Here is a 21,551-nt window from a genome sequence, read left to right as displayed (position 1 = left end):
ATATCCTTGGCACTAACAATCACATGTAAATCCGATTTGGGTGACACCTTACATTGTTCTGTCACGCGTTGAAAACTTTAGAGTTATCACCATTGTCAGAATGGTGATCGTCGTTTCCTTTTTTAACCGTTGTTACCTGCAACGTGATACCGAACAAGTTACGGTAAATAATCGCTTTCACGTTAAAGAAAAACGGCAGCGTCCAGATCAGGCCAATCCCTGCTGTTGCAAACGACACAATGAACATTGTCAGGATCACAACGAAGATGGCGGTCATCGGCAGTAATTTACGTACAGTTGCCATCAACGAGAATTGGATAGCTTTCAGCGGCGAAACACGCTTTTCACACACCAGAATGATCGCCATGCTAAAGCCCATCGACAGCATCAGCCCCAGAATCGGGAACAGCGCGTTGCCGATACCCTGTAACGACGATGCCAGAAGCATGGTCACTATCGACACGATGGTATAAGGGAACCCTTTAACCAGATGGCTGGGTTTACTCGGCAAGCCGACAGCATGGTTCAGTGCCATCAGGCTGACACCGGCATAAAGCGGCGCACTGAGTACATCTGACCAGAAGTTAGCCATATAGCCAGCTTCAACTATCGCACCCGAAATTTCACCACCCTGAATAATGGCGTCAAAGAATACTGCGGGACTTCCCAGCTGAACCTGTAATGCCAGCATCAGCAATGCAAGCTGTGCCAGAAACAAACCAATGATGGCCGGTAAAAAGGTCAGAAAATTTTTGGCGGTAATGCGCCAAGCTTCCTGCAATACATCGAGTGAACGAAGTTCAACTTCACCTTTAACCGCTTTATCGATTGAACCACCGACATGGAATGTTTTGTTATTCATCACATTTTCACTATTTTTTGATACTAAGATTGGAGATTGTACGCCAGACAGCGACGAGAAAGAAATATAGCATGACATCGTCATCAGCCTGACACACCCAACTGGCTGACTAAAGGTGTAAAACTTTATGAAAATCAGGGCTAAAAGCCAATCCATACACCGTACGCAAAAGATACGCTTTGACTTTGATTTTATTATGTTTTTTACCAACCACACCTCATCCTGACGCCCAGAAAAGTTTGAGTGCTAAAGAATGATCGAAATTGGTGAAAAAAATCGGCAAAAAACGCTTTAAATTACACGTTTAGGGGTCTATCATGCGCCCCCTAAATTCATCCAAACAATCAGGGGGGAATGACCTATGACACCCCTAGGTGGAGATCTCGTAGAATTGAACGCTGCAGAAACAACAAAAGCACCGGTAGTTCAGCTTAAAGGGCTGAGCAAAAGCTTCGATGGCAAACAAATCATCGCCGGTCTTGATCTGAATGTTAACGATGGTGAGTTCCTTACCATCCTGGGTCCATCAGGCTGTGGTAAAACAACTGTACTAAGGTTGATTGCCGGCTTTGAAAATGCCGACGAAGGTCAAGTTGTTCTTGCGGGTAAGGATGTGACTTACATTCCTGCCGAGCACCGCAACGTTAATACGGTTTTCCAAAGTTACGCACTTTTCCCACACATGACGGTTTTTGAAAACGTTGCATTCGGTCTGCGCATGCAGAAAGTTGCCGCGAATGAAATCGAACCGCGTGTACTGGAAGCCCTGCGCATGGTTCAGCTGGATCAGTTTGCCCAACGTAAACCCCATCAGCTTTCCGGTGGTCAGCAGCAGCGTGTTGCAATTGCACGTGCCGTTGTGAACAAGCCGAAAGTTCTGCTGCTGGACGAATCGCTGTCAGCTCTGGATTACAAACTGCGTAAGCAAATGCAGATTGAGCTAAAACAGCTGCAACGTAAGCTGGGTATCACTTTCATCTTCGTCACGCACGATCAGGAAGAAGCCCTGTCAATGTCTGACCGTATTATTGTTATGCGTTCAGGTAAAGTTGAGCAGGACGGCAGCCCTCGTGAAATTTACGAAGAGCCGGCTAACCTGTTTGTTGCTCGCTTTATCGGTGAGATCAACGTGTTTGATGCCGTTGTGACAGAACGTCTGGACGACAAACGTATCATGGCGAATGTTGAAGGTCGTCCTGCCCTGCTTCACTGTGATCTGCCTGTTATGGTTGGCGACAGCGTGAAAGTTCTGCTTCGTCCGGAAGATATCCGACTCGAAGAGATCAACAATGGCGATGAAGCGAAAGGCCTGATTGGATACGTACGTGATCGTACCTACAAGGGCATGACACTGGATTCTGTTGTTGAGCTGGAATCCGGCACTTCCGTGATGGTCAGCGAATTCTTCAACGAAGATGATCCGGACGTCGACCACTCCCTGGATCAGAAAGTGGCCATTACTTGGGTTGATAGTTGGGAAGTGGTACTGGCAGATGAAAAAGACGCTTAATCTTCAGAACATCATCATCACAATCATTGTTAGTTGGTTGTTGGTGTTTGTGTTCGCACCGAACCTGATGATCATCGGAACCAGTTTCCTGACTCGGGATGAAGCGAACCTGATCGACATGACCTTCACGCTGGATAACTACATCCGCTTGTTTGATCCGCTATACGCGAAGGTGATGCTGCACTCGTTCTACATGGCGCTGGTGGCTACCCTGCTGTGTCTGCTGGTGGGTTACCCGTTCGCTTATGCGATTGCGAAAATGCCGGAAAAATGGCGTCCGTTCATGCTTTTCCTGGTAATCGTACCGTTCTGGACGAACTCTCTGATTCGTACTTACGGCCTGAAGATTATGCTGGGTACTCAAGGGATCCTGAACCAGAGCCTGATGTACCTGAATATCATCGATCGTCCGCTGCGTATTATGTACACCGAGTATGCAGTCATGATTGGTCTGGTTTACATCCTGCTGCCATTCATGGTGCTGCCGTTGTATTCGGCGATTGAAAAGCTGGATCACAACTACATCGAGGCGGCGCGCGATCTTGGTGCCAACAAGTTCCAGACGTTTATTAAAGTCATTATCCCGCTGACTATGCCAGGGATCATTGCCGGCTCTCTGCTGGTACTGCTACCTGCGCTGGGTATGTTCTATGTGTCTGACCTGCTGGGCGGCGCGAAGAACCTGCTGATCGGTAACGTGATTAAGAGCCAGGTGCTTAATGCGCGTGACTGGCCATTCGGTGCGGCAACCAGTATCGCACTGACTGTAGCCATGGCCGTAATGCTGTATGCCTACTACCGTGCAGGCAAGTTACTGAACCGTAAAGTGGAGCTGGAATAATGGGACGCGCCTTTAAATTCAGTTTTATGACTGTGGTGTATGCTTTTCTGTATACTCCGATTATTATCCTGATTGTGAACTCCTTCAACGCCAGCAAGTTTGGTATGAAATGGGGTGGTTTCACAACCAAGTGGTATCACCAGTTGGTGAGCAACGACAGCCTGATGCAGGCCGCCTGGCACTCGCTGAACATTGCTGTGTTTTCAGCAACAGCCGCAGCCATTATTGGCAGCCTGACCGCCGTAGCCCTGTTCCGCTACCAGTTCCGTGGCAAAAACTTTGTTAACGGTATGCTGTTTGTGGTGATGATGTCTCCGGATATCGTAATGGCAATCTCGCTGCTGGCTTTGTTCATCCTGATTGGCGCAGAACTTGGGTTCCTGACCCTGCTTCTGTCTCACATCACCTTCTGTCTGCCATTTGTGGTTGTGACGGTCTACAGCCGTCTGAAAGGATTTGATGTGAAAATGCTGGAAGCTGCCCGTGACCTGGGCGCCAGCGAGTGGGTGATTCTGAAACAGATCATTCTGCCACTGGCGAAACCTGCTGTTTTTGCAGGCTGGTTGTTGAGCTTTACACTGTCTCTGGACGATGTCATTGTAAGCTCATTTGTGACGGGTCCGAGCTACGAAATTTTGCCGCTGAAGATTTACTCAATGGTGAAAGTCGGCGTGTCACCGGAAGTGAATGCACTGGCAACGATTATGCTGCTGGTATCTCTGGTGATGGTCGTCAGCTCACAGCTTCTTGCACGCGAAAAGATTAAATAATTTGGCAATCAGCCAATAAACGAGCAAGTGGTCCTGTTCAGGCCACTTGTTTTTTATCAGCACCCTAAACGGGTTTTGGAGATGATAATCCAATGAAAAAATGGTCCGCTTTTCTCACCGGTACTGCATGCGCAGCAGCAATGTTCACGAGCTTTGCTCATGCAGAAGACAAGGAATTGGTATTTATGAACTGGGGTCCGTACATTTCTACGGAACTTCGTGAACAGTTCACTAAAGAAACTGGTATTAAAGTGATTTATTCGACTTACGAGTCGAACGAGACTATGTACGCTAAGCTGAAAGCGCACCCTGAAGGTTACGACCTGGTTGTGCCATCAACTTACTTCGTGGCCAAAATGCGCGATGAAGGCATGTTACAGAAGATCGATAAATCAAAGCTAGCCAACTTTAAAGAGCTTGATAAGAACTATCTGGACAAGCCTTTTGACCCGAAAAACGATTACTCAATTCCTCACGTAATCGCGATGACAGGTCTGGCAGTCAACACAGACATGTACAACCCAGATGATTTCGATAGCTGGGCTGATCTGTGGAATCCAGAGCTGAAAGGCCAGCTGATGCTGATGGATGACACCCGTGAGGTGTTCCACATTGCACTGCGTAAATTGGGTTACTCTGGTAACACAACAGATCCGAAGCAAATTGACGAAGCTTACGAAGAGCTGAAAAAGCTGATGCCAAACGTATTGGTGTTCAACTCAGACAACCCTGCTGCGCCTTACATGGCAGGTGAAGTGGGTCTGGGCATGCTGTGGAACGGCTCTGCAGCCGCGGCTCAGCGTGAAGGTCTGCCAATTAAACTGATTTGGCCAAAAGAAGGCGGTATCTTCTGGGTAGACAGCCTGGCAATCGCGAAAAACGCGAAAAAACGTCGAGGCTGCTCACAAGATGATTGACTTCCTGCTGCGTCCGGAAATTGCAGCCAAAATCTCTGAAGATACTGGCTACCTGACTGCGGTTGAAGCCTCGAACGCGAAATACAAAGACAACCCTACTCTGTTCCCACCACAAGAAGATCTTGACCGTGGTGAGTGGCAGGACTCGGTTGGCGACATGAACGTCCGTTACGAAAACTACTTCCTGAAACTGAAAGCAGGTCAGTAATCTTCGTTCTGTAACAAGATATTTCAGGCAGCCTACATGGCTGCCTTTTTTGTATCTGATTGCTGAGCTAACTGTGTATTAATACCCCACCTGATAGTGATGGTTTTGATTTACCTTATCTTTTCGTCCCTGTTCCCTGTTATAATCAGTCCTTAAATGCCTGTGTTTAGCAGGCTTTTTGCTGCCAATCGGCGCAAGATGCAGTAGCAGTAATCCGTTCATGATCCGGTCGAACACTGGATTATTCATCACTTTGTAGGAGAAGCGGTAAGTATTCAGCCTATCATGTAATTCATGAACCTATTTGGATACATTCGCTAGAGAGCACTCTCAAAAATCCTGTTAATTGGAGCATATCACAATGAAAAAATGGTCTTCTTTAATGACCGGTGGTGTCTGTGCCATGGCAATGTTTTCCGGCCTGGCTAACGCGGCAGACAAAGAACTGTATTTCTACAACTGGTCTGAATACATTCCTCAGGAAGTTCTGGAGCAGTTCACCAAAGAAACGGGCATTAAAGTGATTTACTCGACTTACGAGTCGAATGAAACCATGTACGCAAAACTGAAGACGCACGGTGACGGTTATGATTTAGTCGTTCCTTCTACCTACTACGTCACAAAGATGCGTGAAGAAAATATGCTTCAAAAAATCGACAAATCGAAGTTGCCGCATTTCGAAGACATCGATCCTAACTTCCTGCACAAGCCGTTTGACCCGCAAAACGATTACTCTATCCCTTACATCTGGGGCGCGACCGGTATTGGTGTAAACACAGAAGTGATGAACAAAGCTGAAATCACCAGCTGGGCAGATCTGTGGGATCCTAAGTGGGAAGGCCAGCTGATGATGATGGATGATGCTCGCGAGTTCTTCCACATTGCTCTGCGCAAGCTAGGTTACTCTGCAAACACCACGAAACCTGAAGAAATCAAAGCCGCTTACGAAGAGCTGAAAAAACTGATGCCAAATGTGTTGGTTTTCAACTCTGATTACCCTGCTAACCCATATATGGCGGGTGAAACGTCGCTGGGCATGCTGTGGAATGGCTCGGCCTACATGGCGCGTCAGGAAGGCGCACCAATCGATATCGTATGGCCGAAAGAAGGCGCGATTTTCTGGATGGACAGCATTTCTATCCCAGCAACCGCCAAAAACGTTGACGCTGCCCATCAGATGATCGATTTCCTGCTACGCCCTGAAAACGCAGCCAAACTGGCTCTGGAAATTGGCTACCCGACACCTGTTGCAACAGCGAAAAAACTGCTGCCAGCGGAGTTCGTGAACGATCCTAGCATCTACCCGCCACAAGCAGTGATGGACGCTGGCGAATGGCAAAACAGTGTGGGTGAAGCAAACACACTGTACGAAGAGTACTTCCAGAAGCTGAAAGCAGGCCAGTAATCGCCTCGCCTATCTGAGACAGCACTTTTTATACCAAGCCCGGTTACCGGGCTTTTTTATATCTGCTTGCTGGAGCTATTTCTCATCCAGCAGCGTCAGTAACGCCTGCCGGAGCCAAGTCGCTGCCGGGCCTGTTTTTAATCGCTTAGGGGTTACACATTCAACCGGTACGCTCCAGGGCTTATGATCAAAAGTCACCGGTAAGGCATGCAGATTACCTGCGGCAATACCGGCTTTCGCCATATGCGTCGGTAAATAAGCCCACCCCAGACAGCGCTCTGTGTATTTCATCAGCATTGCAAAGCTACTGGCGCTCCAAAGCTGCGCGGAAACCTGCTCGAAGTGCGGCTGGATTTTATCGCTGCCGCTCTGGATAACGAGCTGACGATGGGGAATTAAGTCGGTCGGCTCTATCCGCCCCACTTTAGCCAGCGGATGCGCTACACCAACCACAGCCATAAACGTCATGTTGCCGATATAACACACGCTGGCATCCTGGTTAAGCGTCAGCTCGCTCAGCATTAAGCCAATATTCGCCTTCCCCTGACTGATTAATCCGACGATGTCACAGCTGGCCGCACTGATCACATTCAAAGATGTTGAGGGAAACTGCACTGCGAATTCATCAATCACCGAGAAAAGTCGGTCAACTTCCAAGCCATCATCGGTGACCAGTGTCAGCTGAGTTTCTTCCTGCCGACTCAATGCACTGGCAGCGCGCTCCATTTCCTGTGTTTGCTGAAGGATAGCCTCCGCAAAAGACAACAGATGTTGCCCTTCAGGAGTCAGCGTTGGTTTGCGCGTTGAGCGATCAAACAAGGTGACGTTAAGGTCAATCTCAAGGTTGGCGATTCCCTGACTGACCGCCGACTGTACCTTACCTAACTGTCTGGCACAGGCTGAAAATGAACCGGTTTTAGCAACCGCCACAAACATGTTGAGGTGTTCAAGATTCATCGTTCTATCAATAAAAGTGATATTAACTAACTGGTATCAATCATATATCAAGATAGATTAGAGGCATACTTTAGTCAGCAGGAAAACAACATGTCTGTTAAAGAACGTATTCTTCACTCTGTATTATTCGAATTATTTGCACTGAGTCTCATGATGCTGGGCGCGAAACTGTTTACTCAGCATAACCCCGCTGAAATCGGCGCTATCGGTTTTGCCTTGTCGCTTATGGCTATGACCTGGAACTACCTGTACAACTTGATGTTCGACCGCCTGTTCGGTGCAGAACGGTTATCTCGAACGCTGATTACACGTATTTCGCATGCGCTGGGATTTGAAGGCGGGTTATTGCTTGTGACCATTCCGTTCCTGATGTGGGCCTTACAGCTGGATTTCTGGACGGTACTGATTCTGGATATCAGCGTAGTCCTGTTTTTCCTGGTCTATGCGCTGATTTTTAACTGGAGCTACGATCTTCTGCGTGTGAAATGGTTCGGGCAGTACGCTGAAGCATAAAGAACATATCTCGAAACACTAAGCAGTGAACGAGCAGGCGGGACAGTATTTCCGCCTGCTCTGTTTACCTGTTTGTTTACAAAACATAGACACTGACCTCAATCAGGTTCTTATCCGGATCCAGGAAATAGACAGATTCAATGTCCCCAACCGCACCTGACTTGCTGACCGGGCCTTCGACAATCTCTACACCTTCCTGAACCAAATGCGCAATCACCGCTTCAAGTGACCAATGGGTAATCAGACACAGATCCCCCGACCCGACTTGGGCATGATTTCTGGGTTCTTGTCCGAGGGTTTGCAGATTAATTTTCTGATTGCCAAATCGTAATGCCTTCCGCCCGTTAGCAAAACTGATGGCTTCCATACCAAGCACCCGCACATAAAACTGCAGTGAAACGTCGATATCAGAGACGGTCAGAACCACGTGATCAATATGACTTATCATTTTCCTTTCATTCATACAACGATCTCCTTGCCTGCTTCTAGCTTGTTCAGCTTTCTCGCATCATTCACCGAAGAGTCAAAAAGCGTTAATCATCCGGAACAAGTATCGTGCTAAATAAAAAAGCATCAGGTTTTGCCTGATGCTTTTTCGTCATGGATATACGTCTGCAAGATACAAGCGAACTAGCGACGTGAATTAGCCTTCCAGAATCTCATGGATATACTCAGGGACGATTACTGAAGCCGGGCCATAGCGTTTTTCAGTAAACTCACTTTCTACCTCACTGGGTTCGAGATTTAACTCAACCGTGTGTGCGCCATGTAAGGCAGCTTCATGGACAAATCCTGCTGCCGGGTATACTGCACCCGATGTCCCGATAGAAATAAACAAGTCAGCTTCCATTAGCGCCTGGTGAATACGGTCCATGCCAATTGGCATCTCACCAAACCACACCACATTAGGTCGTAGTGGCGAAGGCAGCTGACAGCAATGGCAATGATCATCCTGAGACAGGTCGCCACTCCATTCAATTGTCTGGCCGGTTCGGCTGCATTGCGCTTTCAGCAATTCACCATGCATGTGGATGACGTTTTTACTGCCAGCTTCTTCATGCAAGTTATCAATATTCTGCGTGACGACCGTGACTTTACCGTCCAGCTCTTTTTCAAGGCGAGCCAAAGCTTTATGCGCAGCATTGGGAAACACCGTCCCGCTTTCCAGCTGCTGCCTGCGTTGATTATAAAAGCTCTGCACCAAACCCGGATCTCGGTGGTAGCCTTCCGGCGTAGCCACATCTTCTATACGGTGGTTTTCCCATAAGCCGTCCTGATCTCGAAAGGTACGAATGCCTGACTCAGCTGAGATACCGGCGCCGGTTAACACAACAATATTTCGATATGGGAATTTCATGATGGCATCCTTACAAAATCATTCTCCTATAGACTTTATACCATTGTTTTTATGTTGATATAAGTTTGAGGCTTACGACATTAGTCTTAAAGTTATCATCAAATACAAAGTTATAGTGCACTAGACACCTTTTTATGAAGATACAGACCGACAAACACAGCAGAAATAAAAACAGGCCAACCACGATACGTAGTTGGCCTGCTATGCCGAGTGTATTCCGTTTGGGTTTCAATTCATCCATTGCCACTGCGACAAGACGTAGCGGCTATGACTCAATGAACACCCTCCGGCGTAAATGGTTACACGTTATCCTTTACGGTCTTCCCTTTACGGGCAGCTTCAGCGTTTACATCATAACCCGGCTGGTTTTCAGGCAGATCTTTGACCTCTTCATACCACAGATCATGGTGCTCTTTCGCCCATGTCTCATCCACTTCACCTGTGACCATGCCATCAAGGGCAGCTTCCATCCCGAACAGACCGATGTATATGTGGAAGATAAATCCACAAATCAGAATCAGTGCTGAGAACATATGCACCAGATTAGAAAGCTCCATATCAGCACGGGTCTGCCCGAAGATAGGAAAATCCAGCACAAAGCCGCTGACAGCAATGAACAGACCGAAGAAAATCAACAGCCAGTAAATCACCTTTTCACCGCCATTCGAGAATCCGGCTGACGGATGCGACCCTTTGTGTTTCCCCATCATGCCGCCCATTTTCATGAACCATTGCAGATCCACTTTGGTAAATAGGCTCTTTCTCCACCATTTCAGCAACATCACAGTCAGCAGTACGGCAAACAGCGGCCCCATGTAGTTATGGTACTGTTTGGCTGCATAGATAATCCAACCCCACAGTTCCGTTGGTACCACAGGCTTAATAAAGTGTTTGCCGTACACAATAGTGAGGCCACTGAAAGCGAGCGTCAAAAAGGTAAAGGCCATACTCCAGTGCAGTGCCCTGTCCCAGCGACTCCAGCGCTTGATTTTTCGCCCGGTTTTCGGGGCGCTCAGTTTGATGGGTCCGACCAAAACGTAAGCCAGCCCAACCAGTACCAGGCTGCCGAAAATCGCCAGTGCCCCTAACGGCGACATCCATTTTTCTTTCAGAATGTACCAGGTCTGCCCCGGCACCCGAATCAACACGCCATGTTCTGGTGATTTTGACGTGGTATAGCCTTCCTGGCCATCTTTTACCATGCGCCAGTAGTCAGCCCCCGCAAAGCCAACGGCTTCACGCTGTACAACCGATTCACCCAGACGCGTACTTTCTTTGCTGGCATCGGATTCGTCGGCGGCGAACACCGATACAGAAAGCATCAACACAAAAGCGGTGCAGAGCATCGTCAGCCAGCGTTGCATTCGCTTAGTCATAAAACTCCCGACTGTAAAAAACAGTGTTAACTCTGAGGCTGACCAGCCCTGCCCCTGTCAGAAACAAGCTCAGAGCCGGTCAGCACGTTCACTCAGGCTTTGCGTACCTGACCGGCGTCGTACGCCAGATCATCCGCATTGGCCCATCCGGCTTCTTTCGCTCCACGCGCAACAACACGCTGGCGATAGACGTCAGAGATTTTCGCCGCATCACCAGCCAGCAGCGCTTTGGTTGAACACAGAGATGCACACATTGGCAGTTTACCTTCCGCAATACGGTTGGCTCCGTATTTCTGACGCTCTTCCACCGAGCCGTTTTCCACTTCCGGCCCACCGGCGCAGAAGGTGCACTTGTCCATCTTGCCACGTTCAGCAAATGCCGTTTGTTTCGGGAACTGCGGCGCACCAAACGGGCAAGCAAACAGACAGTAACCACAACCGATGCAGAGATCTTTGTTGTGCAGCACAATGCCATCTTCCGTCTGAACAAAGCAGTCAGCCGGGCACACCGCCATACAAGGCGCGTCACTGCAGTGCATGCAGGCAACGGAGATTGAATTTTCATTCGGCTCGCCGTCGTTCAGTGTCACCACGCGGCGGCGCTGAATACCCCATTCCAGTGCATCATCGTTTTCGTTTTTACAAGCTGTCACACAACCGTTGCACTCAATACAACGCTTTGAGTCACAAAGAAATTTCATACGTGCCATCTGAGTGACTCCTTATGCTTTACTGATTTTACAAAGGGTAACTTTGGTTTCCTGCATCTGAGTCACAGGGTCATAACCATAGGTTGTCGCGGTGTTAGCCGCCTCACCGGAAATATACGGTGCCGAGCCTTCCGGATAATTCGGACGCAGGTCGGTGCCTTCGAAATACCCACCGAAGTGGAAAGGAATGAAGGCCATTCCCGGTTTCACCCGTCGGGTTACCATGGCTTTCACGCGGATACGGCCCTTCTCAGCACCTTCTACCCACACCATGTCACCATCTTTGAAGCCGATATCGTTGGCATCTTTCGGGTTCACTTCAACAAACATTTCCTGCTGCAGCTCAGCCAGCCAAGGATTCGAGCGGGTTTCATCACCGCCCCCTTCATATTCCACCAAACGACCGGAAGTCAGTACGATTGGGTATTCGCCGGACACATCTTTATCTTGGATAGACTTGTACAATGTCGGCAGACGGAACATTGCCTGACTGTCTTCCCAGGTCGGATAATCCGCGACCAGATCGCGGCGAGGGGTATACAGCGGCTCACGATGCAGAGGAACGGCATCCGGGAATGTCCAGACCACCGCACGGGCTTTGGCGTTACCGAACGGAATACAACCATGTTTAATCGCAACACGCTGGATACCGCCGGACAGATCGGTCTTCCAGTTTTTACCTTCCGCCAGCGCTTTTTCTTCCTCGGTCAGATCATCCCACCAACCCAGTTGCTTGAGCATTTTGTTGGTAAACTCGGGGAAGCCATCTTCCAGCTCACAACCCAGCGAGAAGCTGTCTTCAGCCAGCAGGCTTTCTCCGTTGCGTTCCACACCAAAGCGGGCACGGAAGTTACCGCCCCCACGGGCGACGGTTTTGGATGTGTCATACAGGATATGGGTGCCCGGGTGCTTCATCTCCGGGGTGCCCCAACACGGCCAAGGCAGACCATAGGTTTCCCCGTTGGCCACACCACCCTCTGCTTCCAGCGTGGTCTTGTTAAAGGTGTGCCAGTTCTGCTGGTGCGCTTTAAGTCGCTCCGGACTTTGACCGGTATAGCCGATCGTCCACATTCCTCGGTTGTATTCACGCACGATGTCTTCAATAACCGGCTGGTTATTTTCCACCCGAATGTTTTTGCACAGTTGCTCGGCCAGACCGAGTTTCTTCGCCAGCAGGTACATAATTTCATGGTCAGGTTTAGACTCAAACAGCGGCTCAATCACCTGATCTCGCCACTGAACAGAACGGTTGGTTGCCGTCACTGAACCTGTGGTTTCAAATTGGGTTGTCGCCGGCAGAATGTACACATTGTCTTTACGGCCATGCATTACGGCGGCAACGCCCGGATATGGGTCAACAATCACCATCATATCCAGTTTTTCCATCGCCTTTTTCATCTCAGTACCACGGGTTTGCGAGTTCACCGCATGGCCCCAGAAGAACATAGCGCGGATGTTGTCGTTCTGCTCGATGTTGGCTTTATCTTCCAGCACCCCGTCAATCCAGCGTGATACCGGAATACCAGCACTGTTCATCGGTTTCTTGCCGTTATATTCGTTGTTATCGAATCGCGATTTCAGCCACTCGTAATCCACACCCCAGACGGTTGACCAGTGCTGCCATGCCCCATCCGCCAAACCGTAGTAGCCCGGCAGGTTGTCAGACAGCACGCCAAAGTCCGTCGCGCCCTGTACGTTATCGTGACCACGGAAAATGTTCGCGCCACCGCCCGACTTGCCGAGGTTACCCAACGCAAGTTCAAGAATGCAGTACGCACGGGTGTTGTTGTTACCTGTGGTGTGCTGAGTCCCCCCCATACACCAAACCACACAGCCCGGACGGTTTTCAGACAGCATTTTTGCGGTCTGATACACATCGGATTCCGCCACGCCGGTGACGCGCTCTACTTCATCCGGTGTCCAGCGCGCAACTTCTTCGCGCACTTGATCCATTCCCCAGACACGCTGACGAATAAACTCTTTATCTTCCCAGCCGTTTTTGAAGATGTGGTACAGCACGCCCCAGATAAAGGCCACGTCGGAACCCGGACGTAAAGACACATACAAGTCCGACTTCGCCGCGGTACGGGTACGGCGCGGGTCAACCACCACGATCTTGCAACTGTTCTGCTCTTTAGCGATCAAGATATGTTGCATCGCAACCGGGTGCGCTTCCGCCGGGTTAGAGCCAATGAACAGAATCGACTTACAATTGTGCATGTCGTTCAGTGAGTTGGTCATCGCACCGTAACCCCAGGTATTGGCTACCCCAGCAACCGTGGTGGAGTGACAAATACGCGCCTGGTGGTCAATATTGTTGGTTCCCCAAATCGACGCCAGTTTACGGAACAGGTAAGCCTGCTCGTTGTTGTGTTTTGCCGAACCCAGCCAGTACACAGAGTCCGGGCCGGATTCTTCACGAATTTTCATCACCTGCTGGCTGACTTCGTCCAGTGCCTGTTCCCAGCTCAGCTTTTTCCATTTGCCGTCCACCAGCTTCATCGGGTATTTCACTCGGCGTTCACCGTGTCCGTGTTCACGCAGCGCGGCCCCTTTCGCACAATGGCCACCGGCATTAAACGGGTGATCAAAGGCTGGCTCCTGCCCAGTCCAGACCCCTTCCTGAACTTCAGCATAGATACCGCAACCCACCGAGCAGTGTGAACAGATTGTCCGTTTAACTTCTGTCGGAGACTGGGGATCGACGGTTTTAGCTTCGGCTTTTTTCATCATTCCCGGCGCAAATAAACCGGCACCGGCAACACCACCAGCCGCAGCCAGTGACGAGTTACGCAAAAATGAGCGACGTGAAATACCAAACTGGTTTTCATCCTTGCTTACGTTGTCGGAACGTTTTGTCAATTTCATGGATGGCTCCGCCTTACAAAGTCTCGTAATAATCACGAACGTGCTGCGTTTCGCGATATCGGGTTTCGTTGTTTTTGTTGTTTTCCTCAGGCTGAATCACTTCAGCGTGAACGATTCGGGTGGTTCCGGCTGCCACAGCACCTGCTGCAACAGTCAGGCCAACACTTTTCAGTAACTGACGGCGGCTCTGATTGGTTTTCTTCTGCTCACTCATAAGAAGATTGCTCCTTAATGTCGTCTCCCGATCTCAGTCTGCACTGTTGTCGGGCGATCTTAATGTTAGTGGTACGCAGCAAACTGCGTTTTCTCCAGATTCAGAAATTGCAATGCCAGCTCGGCAACCGCGCTGTAAAACACGGCGCTCTGGGCGGCTTTCAGATCGCTGCAAAGGCGTTCAAACCAGGTGGCAATGTGGCGATTAAAAAACTGTTGCTGTTGTTCTTTAGTGCCGCTTTCCACCAGCATCGCCATCACTTCCAGCAGTGCTGCAATATGATCTTCGGGCTCTTTCACGCTTTCATCGCGCTCAAACCCCATCATTGCCAGATCCCGACGCAGATGCGCCAGTGGCATTTCCATCAGCGAACCGGTCAGATACCAGGAGCCAAATGGCACAATTTCGCCGCGACCGATACCGATAAACAGATCCTGATATTCTTCTTCAACGGCGAGCAGCGAGGTAGTCTGGGCTGCCAGTCGAAGTACCGACCAGGTCGCAGCCATTCCCTGCATCTGCGCTTTGTCGTGCATCGAGCCTTCCGGCATCTGCACATCCAGTTCTGAAAGCCAGGTCAGGATCTGCTGATTGGGCGGCTGTCTGAATAAACGCGCCAGCATGGCGTAAATATCGACGCGCAAGGCGATATCGTCTTGCTGTCTAGCGGGTTTCAGCAGCGTATCTTGGGGTGAATTTGGTTGAATCATTAGTGCGCTCCTAAACCCTTAACTGACTTTCCGGGTCATCAACAATCGTGCTGAAAATGTCACGAACACGGCAATCTTCACACATGGACAAACGCCGAATGGCTTCTCCCTGAAAATGCGAATGCCCCTGAAGTTTTTCTGTCAGCATTTTCACCATAGATGCTGGTGCAAACGCCTTCCCGCAGGTAATACAACAAGCGGCTTCTTCTTCGTGAATCAGACGTGATGCCTGACGCGCGTCAGCGTCCCAATTCATACCAGGCGCCAGGGAAATAACTTTTTCCGGACAGGCTTTTTCACACAAGCCACATTGAACACAATCTTGTTCAACAAAAAGTAAACCCGGGCGATCACCAATGGCATGCAATGCACGAGTCGGACAAACTGCCACACAGCTCATGCACAAAGTACAATCGTCTGTCTGACAAGTGACCGAACCATAAGGAGCGGTAGCCGGAACCGAAGACGTGGCAGGTTGCTCAGGCGCAATGGCATAGAGTGCATCCAGGGCTGCGAACAATTTGTCCCGTTTTGAACCATCAAGAGCTGAGTCAGTCGCTGGGTTATGAACAAGTAATGGCGCATTAAATCCGGCATACGAAGACTGATCATTCAGATCAAACAGATCCAGACGCTTTTCGTCATACCCCATCGCCGTTAAAAACGCATGGGCAGTCTGCAACTCATGTGCAAGAACACGATCGATGGTGGGTGGAATGAAAGCGGTGTGCGCCGCCAGTAAAACCTGATGTGCACCATAAACCAGCGCACTGAACCAGGTATCAATACCTACCGTTGCCAACTCTTCCAGTGCAACAGGCAAAACACAGGTTGGCAGGGTTTCTAGACGTTTGCTGACAGCAGCTTCATCACGCAGGCCATAAAACATCAGAACCGGTGATTCGCCACCAGCCTGACGATAATTAGCCAGTAGCTGATACACAAAATGTTGCGTCTTCTCTGCTTCAGGTAAAGCATATTGAATAGCTTCAGTCGGACAGGCCGTTGCACACGTACCTACGCCCTGACATAGGTAGGGATTAATTTCAATGGAATGGCCGGTACTGGATAGCGCGCCAGCCGGACATGCATCCAGACAGCGATCACATCCTTCAACGCCACGGGAAGAATGCGCGCAGAGATCAGTGTTCAGACGAAAGTATTTAGGCTTATCAAACGTGCCCATCATATCTGGCAAGTCTTCAACAACTTGTGCCAGATCTGCCTTGCCTGCTCCAATGGCATAATACCCCGGAGGCGGAATTTCCGACGCAATCATGCCGGTTGGTGTCAAATCAATGACAAGGTCGAAACACTCACGTCCGATAGCCACTTTCGCCAGATTCGCTGCCAGCACCTCGCCTTGAATGTCACACTCAACGTCAAACGCGCCCAGATAGCCTTTGACTCTCGGGGCGTTGGCAAAATACACATTGTTTCGATTCAGAGTGTCACTGTCAGCATTGCCACGGCGTTCAGGAGTCTCAGCCACTTCCGTCGCCAGTAATGTGACAGGATTCAACGCTGAGAATTGCGGAGCCAGAGCAACAATTTCAGCTTCAGCCCCGATAATGACCACATTCCCCCGACTTTCATAAGAAACCGTTGGCGGAATGAGGTTGGCAAGCTCAACCGTGCCCTTTAAGGCCGTGAGTCGTGCTTGCCCGTTGCGATCAGCAAATAAGCTGTCCGCATATGCTTCTAGTGTAGTTTTTAACATTGCTATTCCTGTCTACTCGTCACCGTGTTTCAGTGGCGATTAAAACGCTTCAGCTTTCTGATAGTTATGAGTTAAATTGAAAGCCTGCATTTAGCGCCCCTTATAAAGGCAATAACCGATCCAACTTTCCACGGAAGAAAATGACACTGAAGGAGTCAGAGTCTGTTCAAAGCAAAAACAACATCGGACACTGAGACATTTTGACGCATTGCATTTTATGAACTGCGCCAAAATGTCCCGATTATCAATAAGGGTATTTTTCCCTTTTTGTCCCAACTCCGCTTTTCTGTTCGCCACTGGCGTTTTATGACTGACTTATTTTTAGAATTCTGGAAATGAGTAAACGGGCTCACCCGTTCATGATTGGGTCTTAGTAAGATTAGGACGTGTTACCGGAGAATCATCTGGCAAGGCAGTGATAGGGTTTGCCTTTACAGATTTGACAGATTCCGCAGGTTGCGCATCAGCCATGTCGCCATTTGTTAGTGTGACAGACACCGCTTCATCTGTATTAATCGCCTCCTCTTTCTCATCATTCCCCGCTTTGCCATCAGAATCAGGCGATGTTTCAGTAGTTGCAGTATAAGAGCTTGATGCCTGACTTTGCGATTCAAGCGTATGTGGTGCTTGAAGTTCCTCATGATAAGCTCGGGAGACCGTCTGAGGGCTCGCTTGCGCCATTGCATCTGTCGCTTCTTTTCCGGCCTCGTTAATCGCTGTTTCTACTTTGTCGCCAAACCAGTTACGCAGTTGTTGGGTAACCCCTTTATCCAATACAGGCACATTAGAAAAATCTTCCGTATGGTCATCCATATCACTGATATAGTTGAACTCTTCAGAATGAAACAATTTACGCAGAGCGGCTTTTTTTACCGATTTATCCACGCCTTGCTGCATAAACGACGTCACACCGGATTCATACGAAACGCGTGAAACGTCTGCCAATGTGGGTAACGGATCGGCAACGACCTCACCGCCTTCTGAAAGAGCTTCTTCTGAAACCGCTTTTGAGCGATGTTCTGAATCATTCTCAGAAACAGAACCCGCATCCAACGCGGAATCGCTTGCCATGTGCTCACTTGCCGTGGCTGCAGCAGTGCGATCCAAATTCTCAGAATCAGCATGTTCCGGATTCGCCGTCTGACCACCAGTGGAAGCAGTACACCCTTCTTCGGTTTGTGCTGTCGCTTGCTCCGTTCCCAGTTCGGTCTCCTGCTCTGCACTCTCCCGGGCTTTGAGCTTGCGACTCGACCAGCGCTGGAAAAAATTAGTTGCCACTAATCAACCCCTTTTTCTCTTTACGCTTGTCTTTGTTTCCCTTACGACGAACATCCAGTTGCTCACCATGCCGCCCGATAAAGGCTTCCATCCAGGCCTGAACAGGAAGCGGAATCGACATATCGAGGATCTGATATTCGCCATCCATATACCCTGCAGCCAGACCCTGCGCAGCCGTAATCAGCAGCGGTTTAAGCCGCTCTCCCTCTTCTGAGCACACGACAAACAGATGAGGATCGCGTGAACTCAGGTTAAACCGATAATCGCTTCGCTCATGTAATTGAAGCTGAAGCGGCAGTACGTAACCATCAGGCTGTTGCGCCAGCGTTGTCTTTTGTTCCTCACCATACAGGCAGACATCTTCAATCGTCCAGACAACGGTCATCCAGCGGCCAACCTGTTTTTCTTTACCCACCAAACGGAATCCGATTGGCCAGACTGATTCATCTTTCAGTTGTTCCAGCACGTCCGCTCCTTTCTTACTAATTTCTCAATCCAACATTATCTTGGTTCACACGCAGGGCGATTTGCTCAAACCAAATCTGCGTAACGTCATCACCGTGACGAGCGAAAACCACCAGCGGCATAAACCTGTACCATCAAACACTATGCCATTAACCTCTGCCATCAACCTATGCCATAGAGCTGTGCTATCGACCTTCATCAGAGATCAGAGAATAGTATTTATCGATGACATGATTAACGCTTTATCCACTTAAGCATTAAGCAAAGATTAGACCAACTTTTACCAATAGTTCTGTTTGACCAATAGTTCTGGAACGATCTTTGCTTAACTGAATGCAGTGACGGGCAATAACTGACTCTGCGACTACCGTTCCGGCATACTCTTAAAGATTTGTCGCTTTCGGGTTTTCATTAGTTCTCATTGCTTAACAGTTCTGAATGCTTACCAGATCATCGCGTACCACAGAGTCAGTCGGCCCACTTTGCAAGTTGAAACAGGAAGGGTCATGAATCAGTTGCCAAAAATCATTAAAACCAAGTCCTCGGTCAATCAGACGATGGCGGTAAACGTCATGGATGAATATGGCGAGATGATGGAAAAACATATCGCCTGCGAGCACCCGCTGACGGTTTACCTTAACTGGATTGAAGTAGTCACGCTGATGACGCTCGGTGAACGACCGGCTGCGCTGGTATTGGGCTACCTGAAAAATCAGGGATTCATAGAAGACATCAATGCCATTGAGTCTGTCATTATTGACTGGGAGACCAACTCTGCCGCAGTCATCACCCGAGAGAACACCGCCGGTCTGGAGAAAAAGCTGGAAAAGAAAACCGTCACCTCCGGCTGTGGACAAGGCACCATGTTTGGCAATGTGATGAAAAAGCTGGAAGGTGTGACGCTCCCCCAGCCGACGCTGCCACAATCGATGCTCTATGGCCTGCTGGAAGCGCTGACCCATCATAATGAAACGTACAAAGCGGCAGGTGCCGTGCATGGCTGCGCCGTGTGTCAGGGCACTGCCATTCTCTCTTTTGTCGAAGATGTGGGCCGTCATAATGCGGTGGATACGCTGGCGGGTGAAATGTGGTTGAAGGGCGAATCCGGTGCCGACAAAATTTTCTATACCACCGGGCGCCTTACTTCTGAAATGGTAATTAAAGTCGCGCAGATGGGCATTCCTGTGCTGCTCTCACGATCCGGCGCAACTCAAATGGGTTACGAACTGGCCAAACAGTTGGGGATTACCATGATCGCCCGCGCAAAGGGTCACCGTTTCCAGGTGTTTAACGGGATGGAAAATTTGGTTCTGGATGTGAAAGGTGGCTGTGACACCAACGATACTCGCCCTGACATGCAGCCCGGCGACCGCGATAAACCGGACCATAAAGGCGAAACCGATTCTGATGCTCTGCCTCAACTTACCCAAACCCAGAAAGATCCTTCGCGAGGAAGTGCGCAGTGACTGAGGCTTTCCCGACATTCATGAATGCGAAGCAGGTCGCAGAGTACCTCGACCTGAACGAAAAGAAAGTGTATGCCCTTGCCAATGATGGCCTGCTACCTGCGACCAAAGTCACCGGCAAATGGTTATTTCCGCGGGCAATGCTCGATAAGTGGCTGTTGGAGTCCTGCCACCATGGCGCGCTGACCGATCGCCTGCTGATCGCGGGGTCTGACGATCCGCTATTACAGATGGTCGTTGGCGAGATGGCCAATAAGCTGGGCAGCACCGCACTGGTCGGCTATACCTCAACCGGAACCCGTCAGGGGCTGGCTATGCTGAGCAAAGGCCATGTGGACATGTGCGCAATTCACTGGGGACATGCAGAAGAAGCCGCTTTGCGCCATCCGGCTTTAATCCAGCAGTACGCAGGACATAAAAACTGGGTGCTGATTCATGCGTTTGAACGTCAGCAAGGTCTGGTGGTGGCGCACGATATTGCAGAGTGCGTCAATAACCGTTCTATTCTGCCGCAGGAGTTACTGGCTTCACGCTGGCGCTGGGCGATGCGTCAGGAAGGGGCCGGGAGTATGCGGGCGCTGAGTGAGTGGCTGCATAACCATGCCTGCACGTTGGAAATGTTGAACCAGGTCGATGTGTGTAACAGCGAGCGTGAACTGGCGTCATGTATCGCGCGTGGTCAGGCTGATGTCGGCTGTGCCAGTCAGAGTACCGCCGGAGAATTCGGACTCGGGTTTATTCCCCTCTGTACGGAAGCCTTTGAACTGGTGTTGCCCCGTAATATTTACTTCCGAACCCTGCAACAGCAACTGTTACAGCTTTTGTCCGAACCGGATATTCAGGCCAAAGGCGATCAGCTTGGTGGCTATAATTTTGCCAGAACCGGTCGTCAGGTCTGGAGCGGCAAATAATCCCGAAACCGAAAATCAGGCCGAAGACCAGAATCATTCAATTGATGGCATTTTACAGCAAGACAAATAATTGAGCCCTAGGTAAATTGCCATCTTTTACCAAACAAATAAAACATCCCACCTTAACTATGCTTTCACTTTGTCATGGCATACCATGGTCATAAAATATGCCCCAGTAATAAAAGTGACCGCGCTTTTATTTTCGACTTTTAATCAGGGCTGTGGTTTGTGAAATAAACAGCCTATCTAGCACATCATTCTAACAAGCGATAACTCAACAACATATTTACATTACCGCTACACACCAAAGCCATAAAGAAAAACAGGTTCAGGATCAGAAAAGTGATAGAAATCTCTATAGCCTGAAAAAATTCCCTGCTAGTTGAGATAGTTACGACCGCATCTATCACTGGTCTGATGAGATCAATGAAACGAGCTGTACTTTTTGTGAGCAAACACTCCAATCCTGAAAATTCCCGAAAGGAATCTTGAG

General features: G+C 49.4%; 19 protein-coding genes and 1 pseudogene. 8 read left to right on the top strand and 12 right to left on the bottom strand.

All coding sequences use genetic code 11. The annotated features are described in order from the left end of the window. Window positions 1-61: 61 nt before the first annotated feature. Window positions 62-862, bottom strand: a complete 801-nt coding sequence (locus FH974_RS07695) for a DUF2189 domain-containing protein (RefSeq protein ID WP_047885418.1) — start codon at window positions 860-862, stop codon at window positions 62-64. A 391-nt stretch (window positions 863-1,253) separates the two neighbouring features. Here FH974_RS07695 and potA point away from each other — a divergent pair, with 391 nt between their 5' ends. From potA to FH974_RS07670, 5 genes and pseudogenes are all read left to right on the top strand, one after another. Continuing rightward, window positions 1,254-2,372 carry a spermidine/putrescine ABC transporter ATP-binding protein PotA gene (potA, locus tag FH974_RS07690; RefSeq protein WP_047885468.1) on the top strand — a complete coding sequence of 373 codons (1,119 nt, stop codon included), beginning with the start codon at window positions 1,254-1,256 and terminating at the stop codon, window positions 2,370-2,372. Beyond that, window positions 2,356-3,213, top strand: a complete 858-nt coding sequence (gene potB, locus FH974_RS07685) for a spermidine/putrescine ABC transporter permease PotB (protein ID WP_047885417.1) — start codon at window positions 2,356-2,358, stop codon at window positions 3,211-3,213. The genes potA and potB overlap by 17 nt, the downstream gene beginning before the upstream one ends. Continuing rightward, window positions 3,213-3,983, top strand: coding sequence for a spermidine/putrescine ABC transporter permease PotC (gene potC, locus FH974_RS07680; protein ID WP_047885416.1), 771 nt, complete (start codon window positions 3,213-3,215; stop codon window positions 3,981-3,983). The genes potB and potC overlap by 1 nt, the downstream gene beginning before the upstream one ends. Window positions 3,984-4,075: 92 nt before the next feature. Further along, a pseudogene (locus FH974_RS07675) lies at window positions 4,076-5,108 on the top strand (extracellular solute-binding protein). Window positions 5,109-5,469: 361 nt separating this feature from the next. Next, window positions 5,470-6,513: an extracellular solute-binding protein gene (locus FH974_RS07670; protein WP_047885414.1), complete on the top strand. Its 1,044-nt coding sequence runs from the start codon at window positions 5,470-5,472 to the stop codon at window positions 6,511-6,513. Between the two features lie 75 nt (window positions 6,514-6,588). Here the strand turns inward: FH974_RS07670 and FH974_RS07665 are convergent, their stop codons facing one another. Next, window positions 6,589-7,470: a LysR family transcriptional regulator gene (locus FH974_RS07665; RefSeq protein WP_207103645.1), complete on the bottom strand. Its 882-nt coding sequence runs from the start codon at window positions 7,468-7,470 to the stop codon at window positions 6,589-6,591. Between the two features lie 90 nt (window positions 7,471-7,560). Between FH974_RS07665 and FH974_RS07660 the strand changes: the two genes are divergently transcribed. Then, window positions 7,561-7,983 (top strand): PACE efflux transporter, encoded by a 423-nt coding sequence (locus FH974_RS07660; RefSeq protein ID WP_047885412.1) that lies wholly within the window; start codon window positions 7,561-7,563, stop codon window positions 7,981-7,983. Between the two features lie 76 nt (window positions 7,984-8,059). On the opposite strand, the gene FH974_RS07655 is transcribed toward FH974_RS07660, so the two are convergent. From FH974_RS07655 to FH974_RS07610, 10 genes are all read right to left on the bottom strand, one after another. Beyond that, the gene (locus FH974_RS07655) at window positions 8,060-8,431 is read right to left on the bottom strand and encodes a VOC family protein (RefSeq protein WP_207103695.1); all 372 of its coding nucleotides are present in this window, start codon (window positions 8,429-8,431) and stop codon (window positions 8,060-8,062) included. 195 nt (window positions 8,432-8,626) lie between these two features. Further along, window positions 8,627-9,340, bottom strand: a complete 714-nt coding sequence (gene cobB / locus FH974_RS07650) for a Sir2 family NAD+-dependent deacetylase (RefSeq protein WP_047885411.1) — start codon at window positions 9,338-9,340, stop codon at window positions 8,627-8,629. 299 nt (window positions 9,341-9,639) lie between these two features. Further along, a complete protein-coding gene (locus tag FH974_RS07645) occupies window positions 9,640-10,716 on the bottom strand; it encodes a formate dehydrogenase subunit gamma (RefSeq protein ID WP_047885410.1) in 1,077 nt (358 codons plus the stop codon). A 92-nt stretch (window positions 10,717-10,808) separates the two neighbouring features. Beyond that, window positions 10,809-11,426 (bottom strand): formate dehydrogenase FDH3 subunit beta, encoded by a 618-nt coding sequence (gene fdh3B, locus FH974_RS07640; RefSeq protein WP_047885409.1) that lies wholly within the window; start codon window positions 11,424-11,426, stop codon window positions 10,809-10,811. Between the two features lie 12 nt (window positions 11,427-11,438). Beyond that, window positions 11,439-14,294: a formate dehydrogenase subunit alpha gene (locus FH974_RS07635; protein WP_207103644.1), complete on the bottom strand. Its 2,856-nt coding sequence runs from the start codon at window positions 14,292-14,294 to the stop codon at window positions 11,439-11,441. Window positions 14,295-14,307: 13 nt separating this feature from the next. Further along, window positions 14,308-14,508, bottom strand: a complete 201-nt coding sequence (locus FH974_RS07630) for a twin-arginine translocation signal domain-containing protein (RefSeq protein ID WP_207103643.1) — start codon at window positions 14,506-14,508, stop codon at window positions 14,308-14,310. Window positions 14,509-14,573: 65 nt separating this feature from the next. Beyond that, entirely contained in the window at window positions 14,574-15,218 is a 645-nt protein-coding gene (locus tag FH974_RS07625) for a TorD/DmsD family molecular chaperone (RefSeq protein WP_207103642.1), read from the bottom strand. A gap of 10 nt (window positions 15,219-15,228) precedes the next feature. Continuing rightward, window positions 15,229-16,938, bottom strand: coding sequence for a 4Fe-4S binding protein (locus tag FH974_RS07620; RefSeq protein WP_207103641.1), 1,710 nt, complete (start codon window positions 16,936-16,938; stop codon window positions 15,229-15,231). A gap of 357 nt (window positions 16,939-17,295) precedes the next feature. Continuing rightward, window positions 17,296-18,216, bottom strand: a complete 921-nt coding sequence (locus FH974_RS07615) for a DUF3306 domain-containing protein (protein ID WP_207103640.1) — start codon at window positions 18,214-18,216, stop codon at window positions 17,296-17,298. After that, entirely contained in the window at window positions 18,206-18,682 is a 477-nt protein-coding gene (locus FH974_RS07610; RefSeq protein WP_207103639.1) for a DUF3305 domain-containing protein, read from the bottom strand. The genes FH974_RS07615 and FH974_RS07610 overlap by 11 nt, the downstream gene beginning before the upstream one ends. A gap of 505 nt (window positions 18,683-19,187) precedes the next feature. On the opposite strand from FH974_RS07610, the gene FH974_RS07605 reads away from it, so the two are divergent. Together FH974_RS07605 and FH974_RS07600 are read left to right on the top strand one after the other, a co-directional pair. Further along, window positions 19,188-20,147 carry a formate dehydrogenase accessory sulfurtransferase FdhD gene (locus FH974_RS07605; protein ID WP_207103638.1) on the top strand — a complete coding sequence of 320 codons (960 nt, stop codon included), beginning with the start codon at window positions 19,188-19,190 and terminating at the stop codon, window positions 20,145-20,147. A gap of 20 nt (window positions 20,148-20,167) precedes the next feature. Next, entirely contained in the window at window positions 20,168-21,058 is an 891-nt protein-coding gene (locus FH974_RS07600; protein WP_207103694.1) for a helix-turn-helix transcriptional regulator, read from the top strand. Window positions 21,059-21,551: the final 493 nt, after the last annotated feature.

Origin of the sequence: Photobacterium ganghwense (assembly GCF_017329545.1) — a bacterium.
In the GTDB taxonomy this organism is placed as follows: Bacteria; Pseudomonadota; Gammaproteobacteria; order Enterobacterales; family Vibrionaceae; genus Photobacterium; species Photobacterium ganghwense.
Note: the sequence above shows the minus strand (reverse complement) of the source record. Positions and strands in the feature narration are given on the sequence as shown.

Coding starts and splice junctions, on each gene's coding strand:
- FH974_RS07655 (WP_207103695.1), bottom strand. CDS start 8,431: ATGATAAGTCATATTGATCACGTGGTTCTGACCGTCTCTGATATCGAC.
- cobB (WP_047885411.1), bottom strand. CDS start 9,340: ATGAAATTCCCATATCGAAATATTGTTGTGTTAACCGGCGCCGGTATC.
- FH974_RS07630 (WP_207103643.1), bottom strand. CDS start 14,508: ATGAGTGAGCAGAAGAAAACCAATCAGAGCCGCCGTCAGTTACTGAAA.
- FH974_RS07620 (WP_207103641.1), bottom strand. CDS start 16,938: ATGTTAAAAACTACACTAGAAGCATATGCGGACAGCTTATTTGCTGAT.
- FH974_RS07660 (WP_047885412.1), top strand. CDS start 7,561: ATGTCTGTTAAAGAACGTATTCTTCACTCTGTATTATTCGAATTATTT.
- FH974_RS07645 (WP_047885410.1), bottom strand. CDS start 10,716: ATGACTAAGCGAATGCAACGCTGGCTGACGATGCTCTGCACCGCTTTT.
- FH974_RS07605 (WP_207103638.1), top strand. CDS start 19,188: ATGAATCAGTTGCCAAAAATCATTAAAACCAAGTCCTCGGTCAATCAG.
- FH974_RS07635 (WP_207103644.1), bottom strand. CDS start 14,294: ATGAAATTGACAAAACGTTCCGACAACGTAAGCAAGGATGAAAACCAG.
- fdh3B (WP_047885409.1), bottom strand. CDS start 11,426: ATGGCACGTATGAAATTTCTTTGTGACTCAAAGCGTTGTATTGAGTGC.
- potC (WP_047885416.1), top strand. CDS start 3,213: ATGGGACGCGCCTTTAAATTCAGTTTTATGACTGTGGTGTATGCTTTT.
- potB (WP_047885417.1), top strand. CDS start 2,356: ATGAAAAAGACGCTTAATCTTCAGAACATCATCATCACAATCATTGTT.
- FH974_RS07600 (WP_207103694.1), top strand. CDS start 20,168: ATGAATGCGAAGCAGGTCGCAGAGTACCTCGACCTGAACGAAAAGAAA.
- FH974_RS07670 (WP_047885414.1), top strand. CDS start 5,470: ATGAAAAAATGGTCTTCTTTAATGACCGGTGGTGTCTGTGCCATGGCA.
- FH974_RS07625 (WP_207103642.1), bottom strand. CDS start 15,218: ATGATTCAACCAAATTCACCCCAAGATACGCTGCTGAAACCCGCTAGA.
- FH974_RS07665 (WP_207103645.1), bottom strand. CDS start 7,470: ATGAATCTTGAACACCTCAACATGTTTGTGGCGGTTGCTAAAACCGGT.
- FH974_RS07695 (WP_047885418.1), bottom strand. CDS start 862: ATGAATAACAAAACATTCCATGTCGGTGGTTCAATCGATAAAGCGGTT.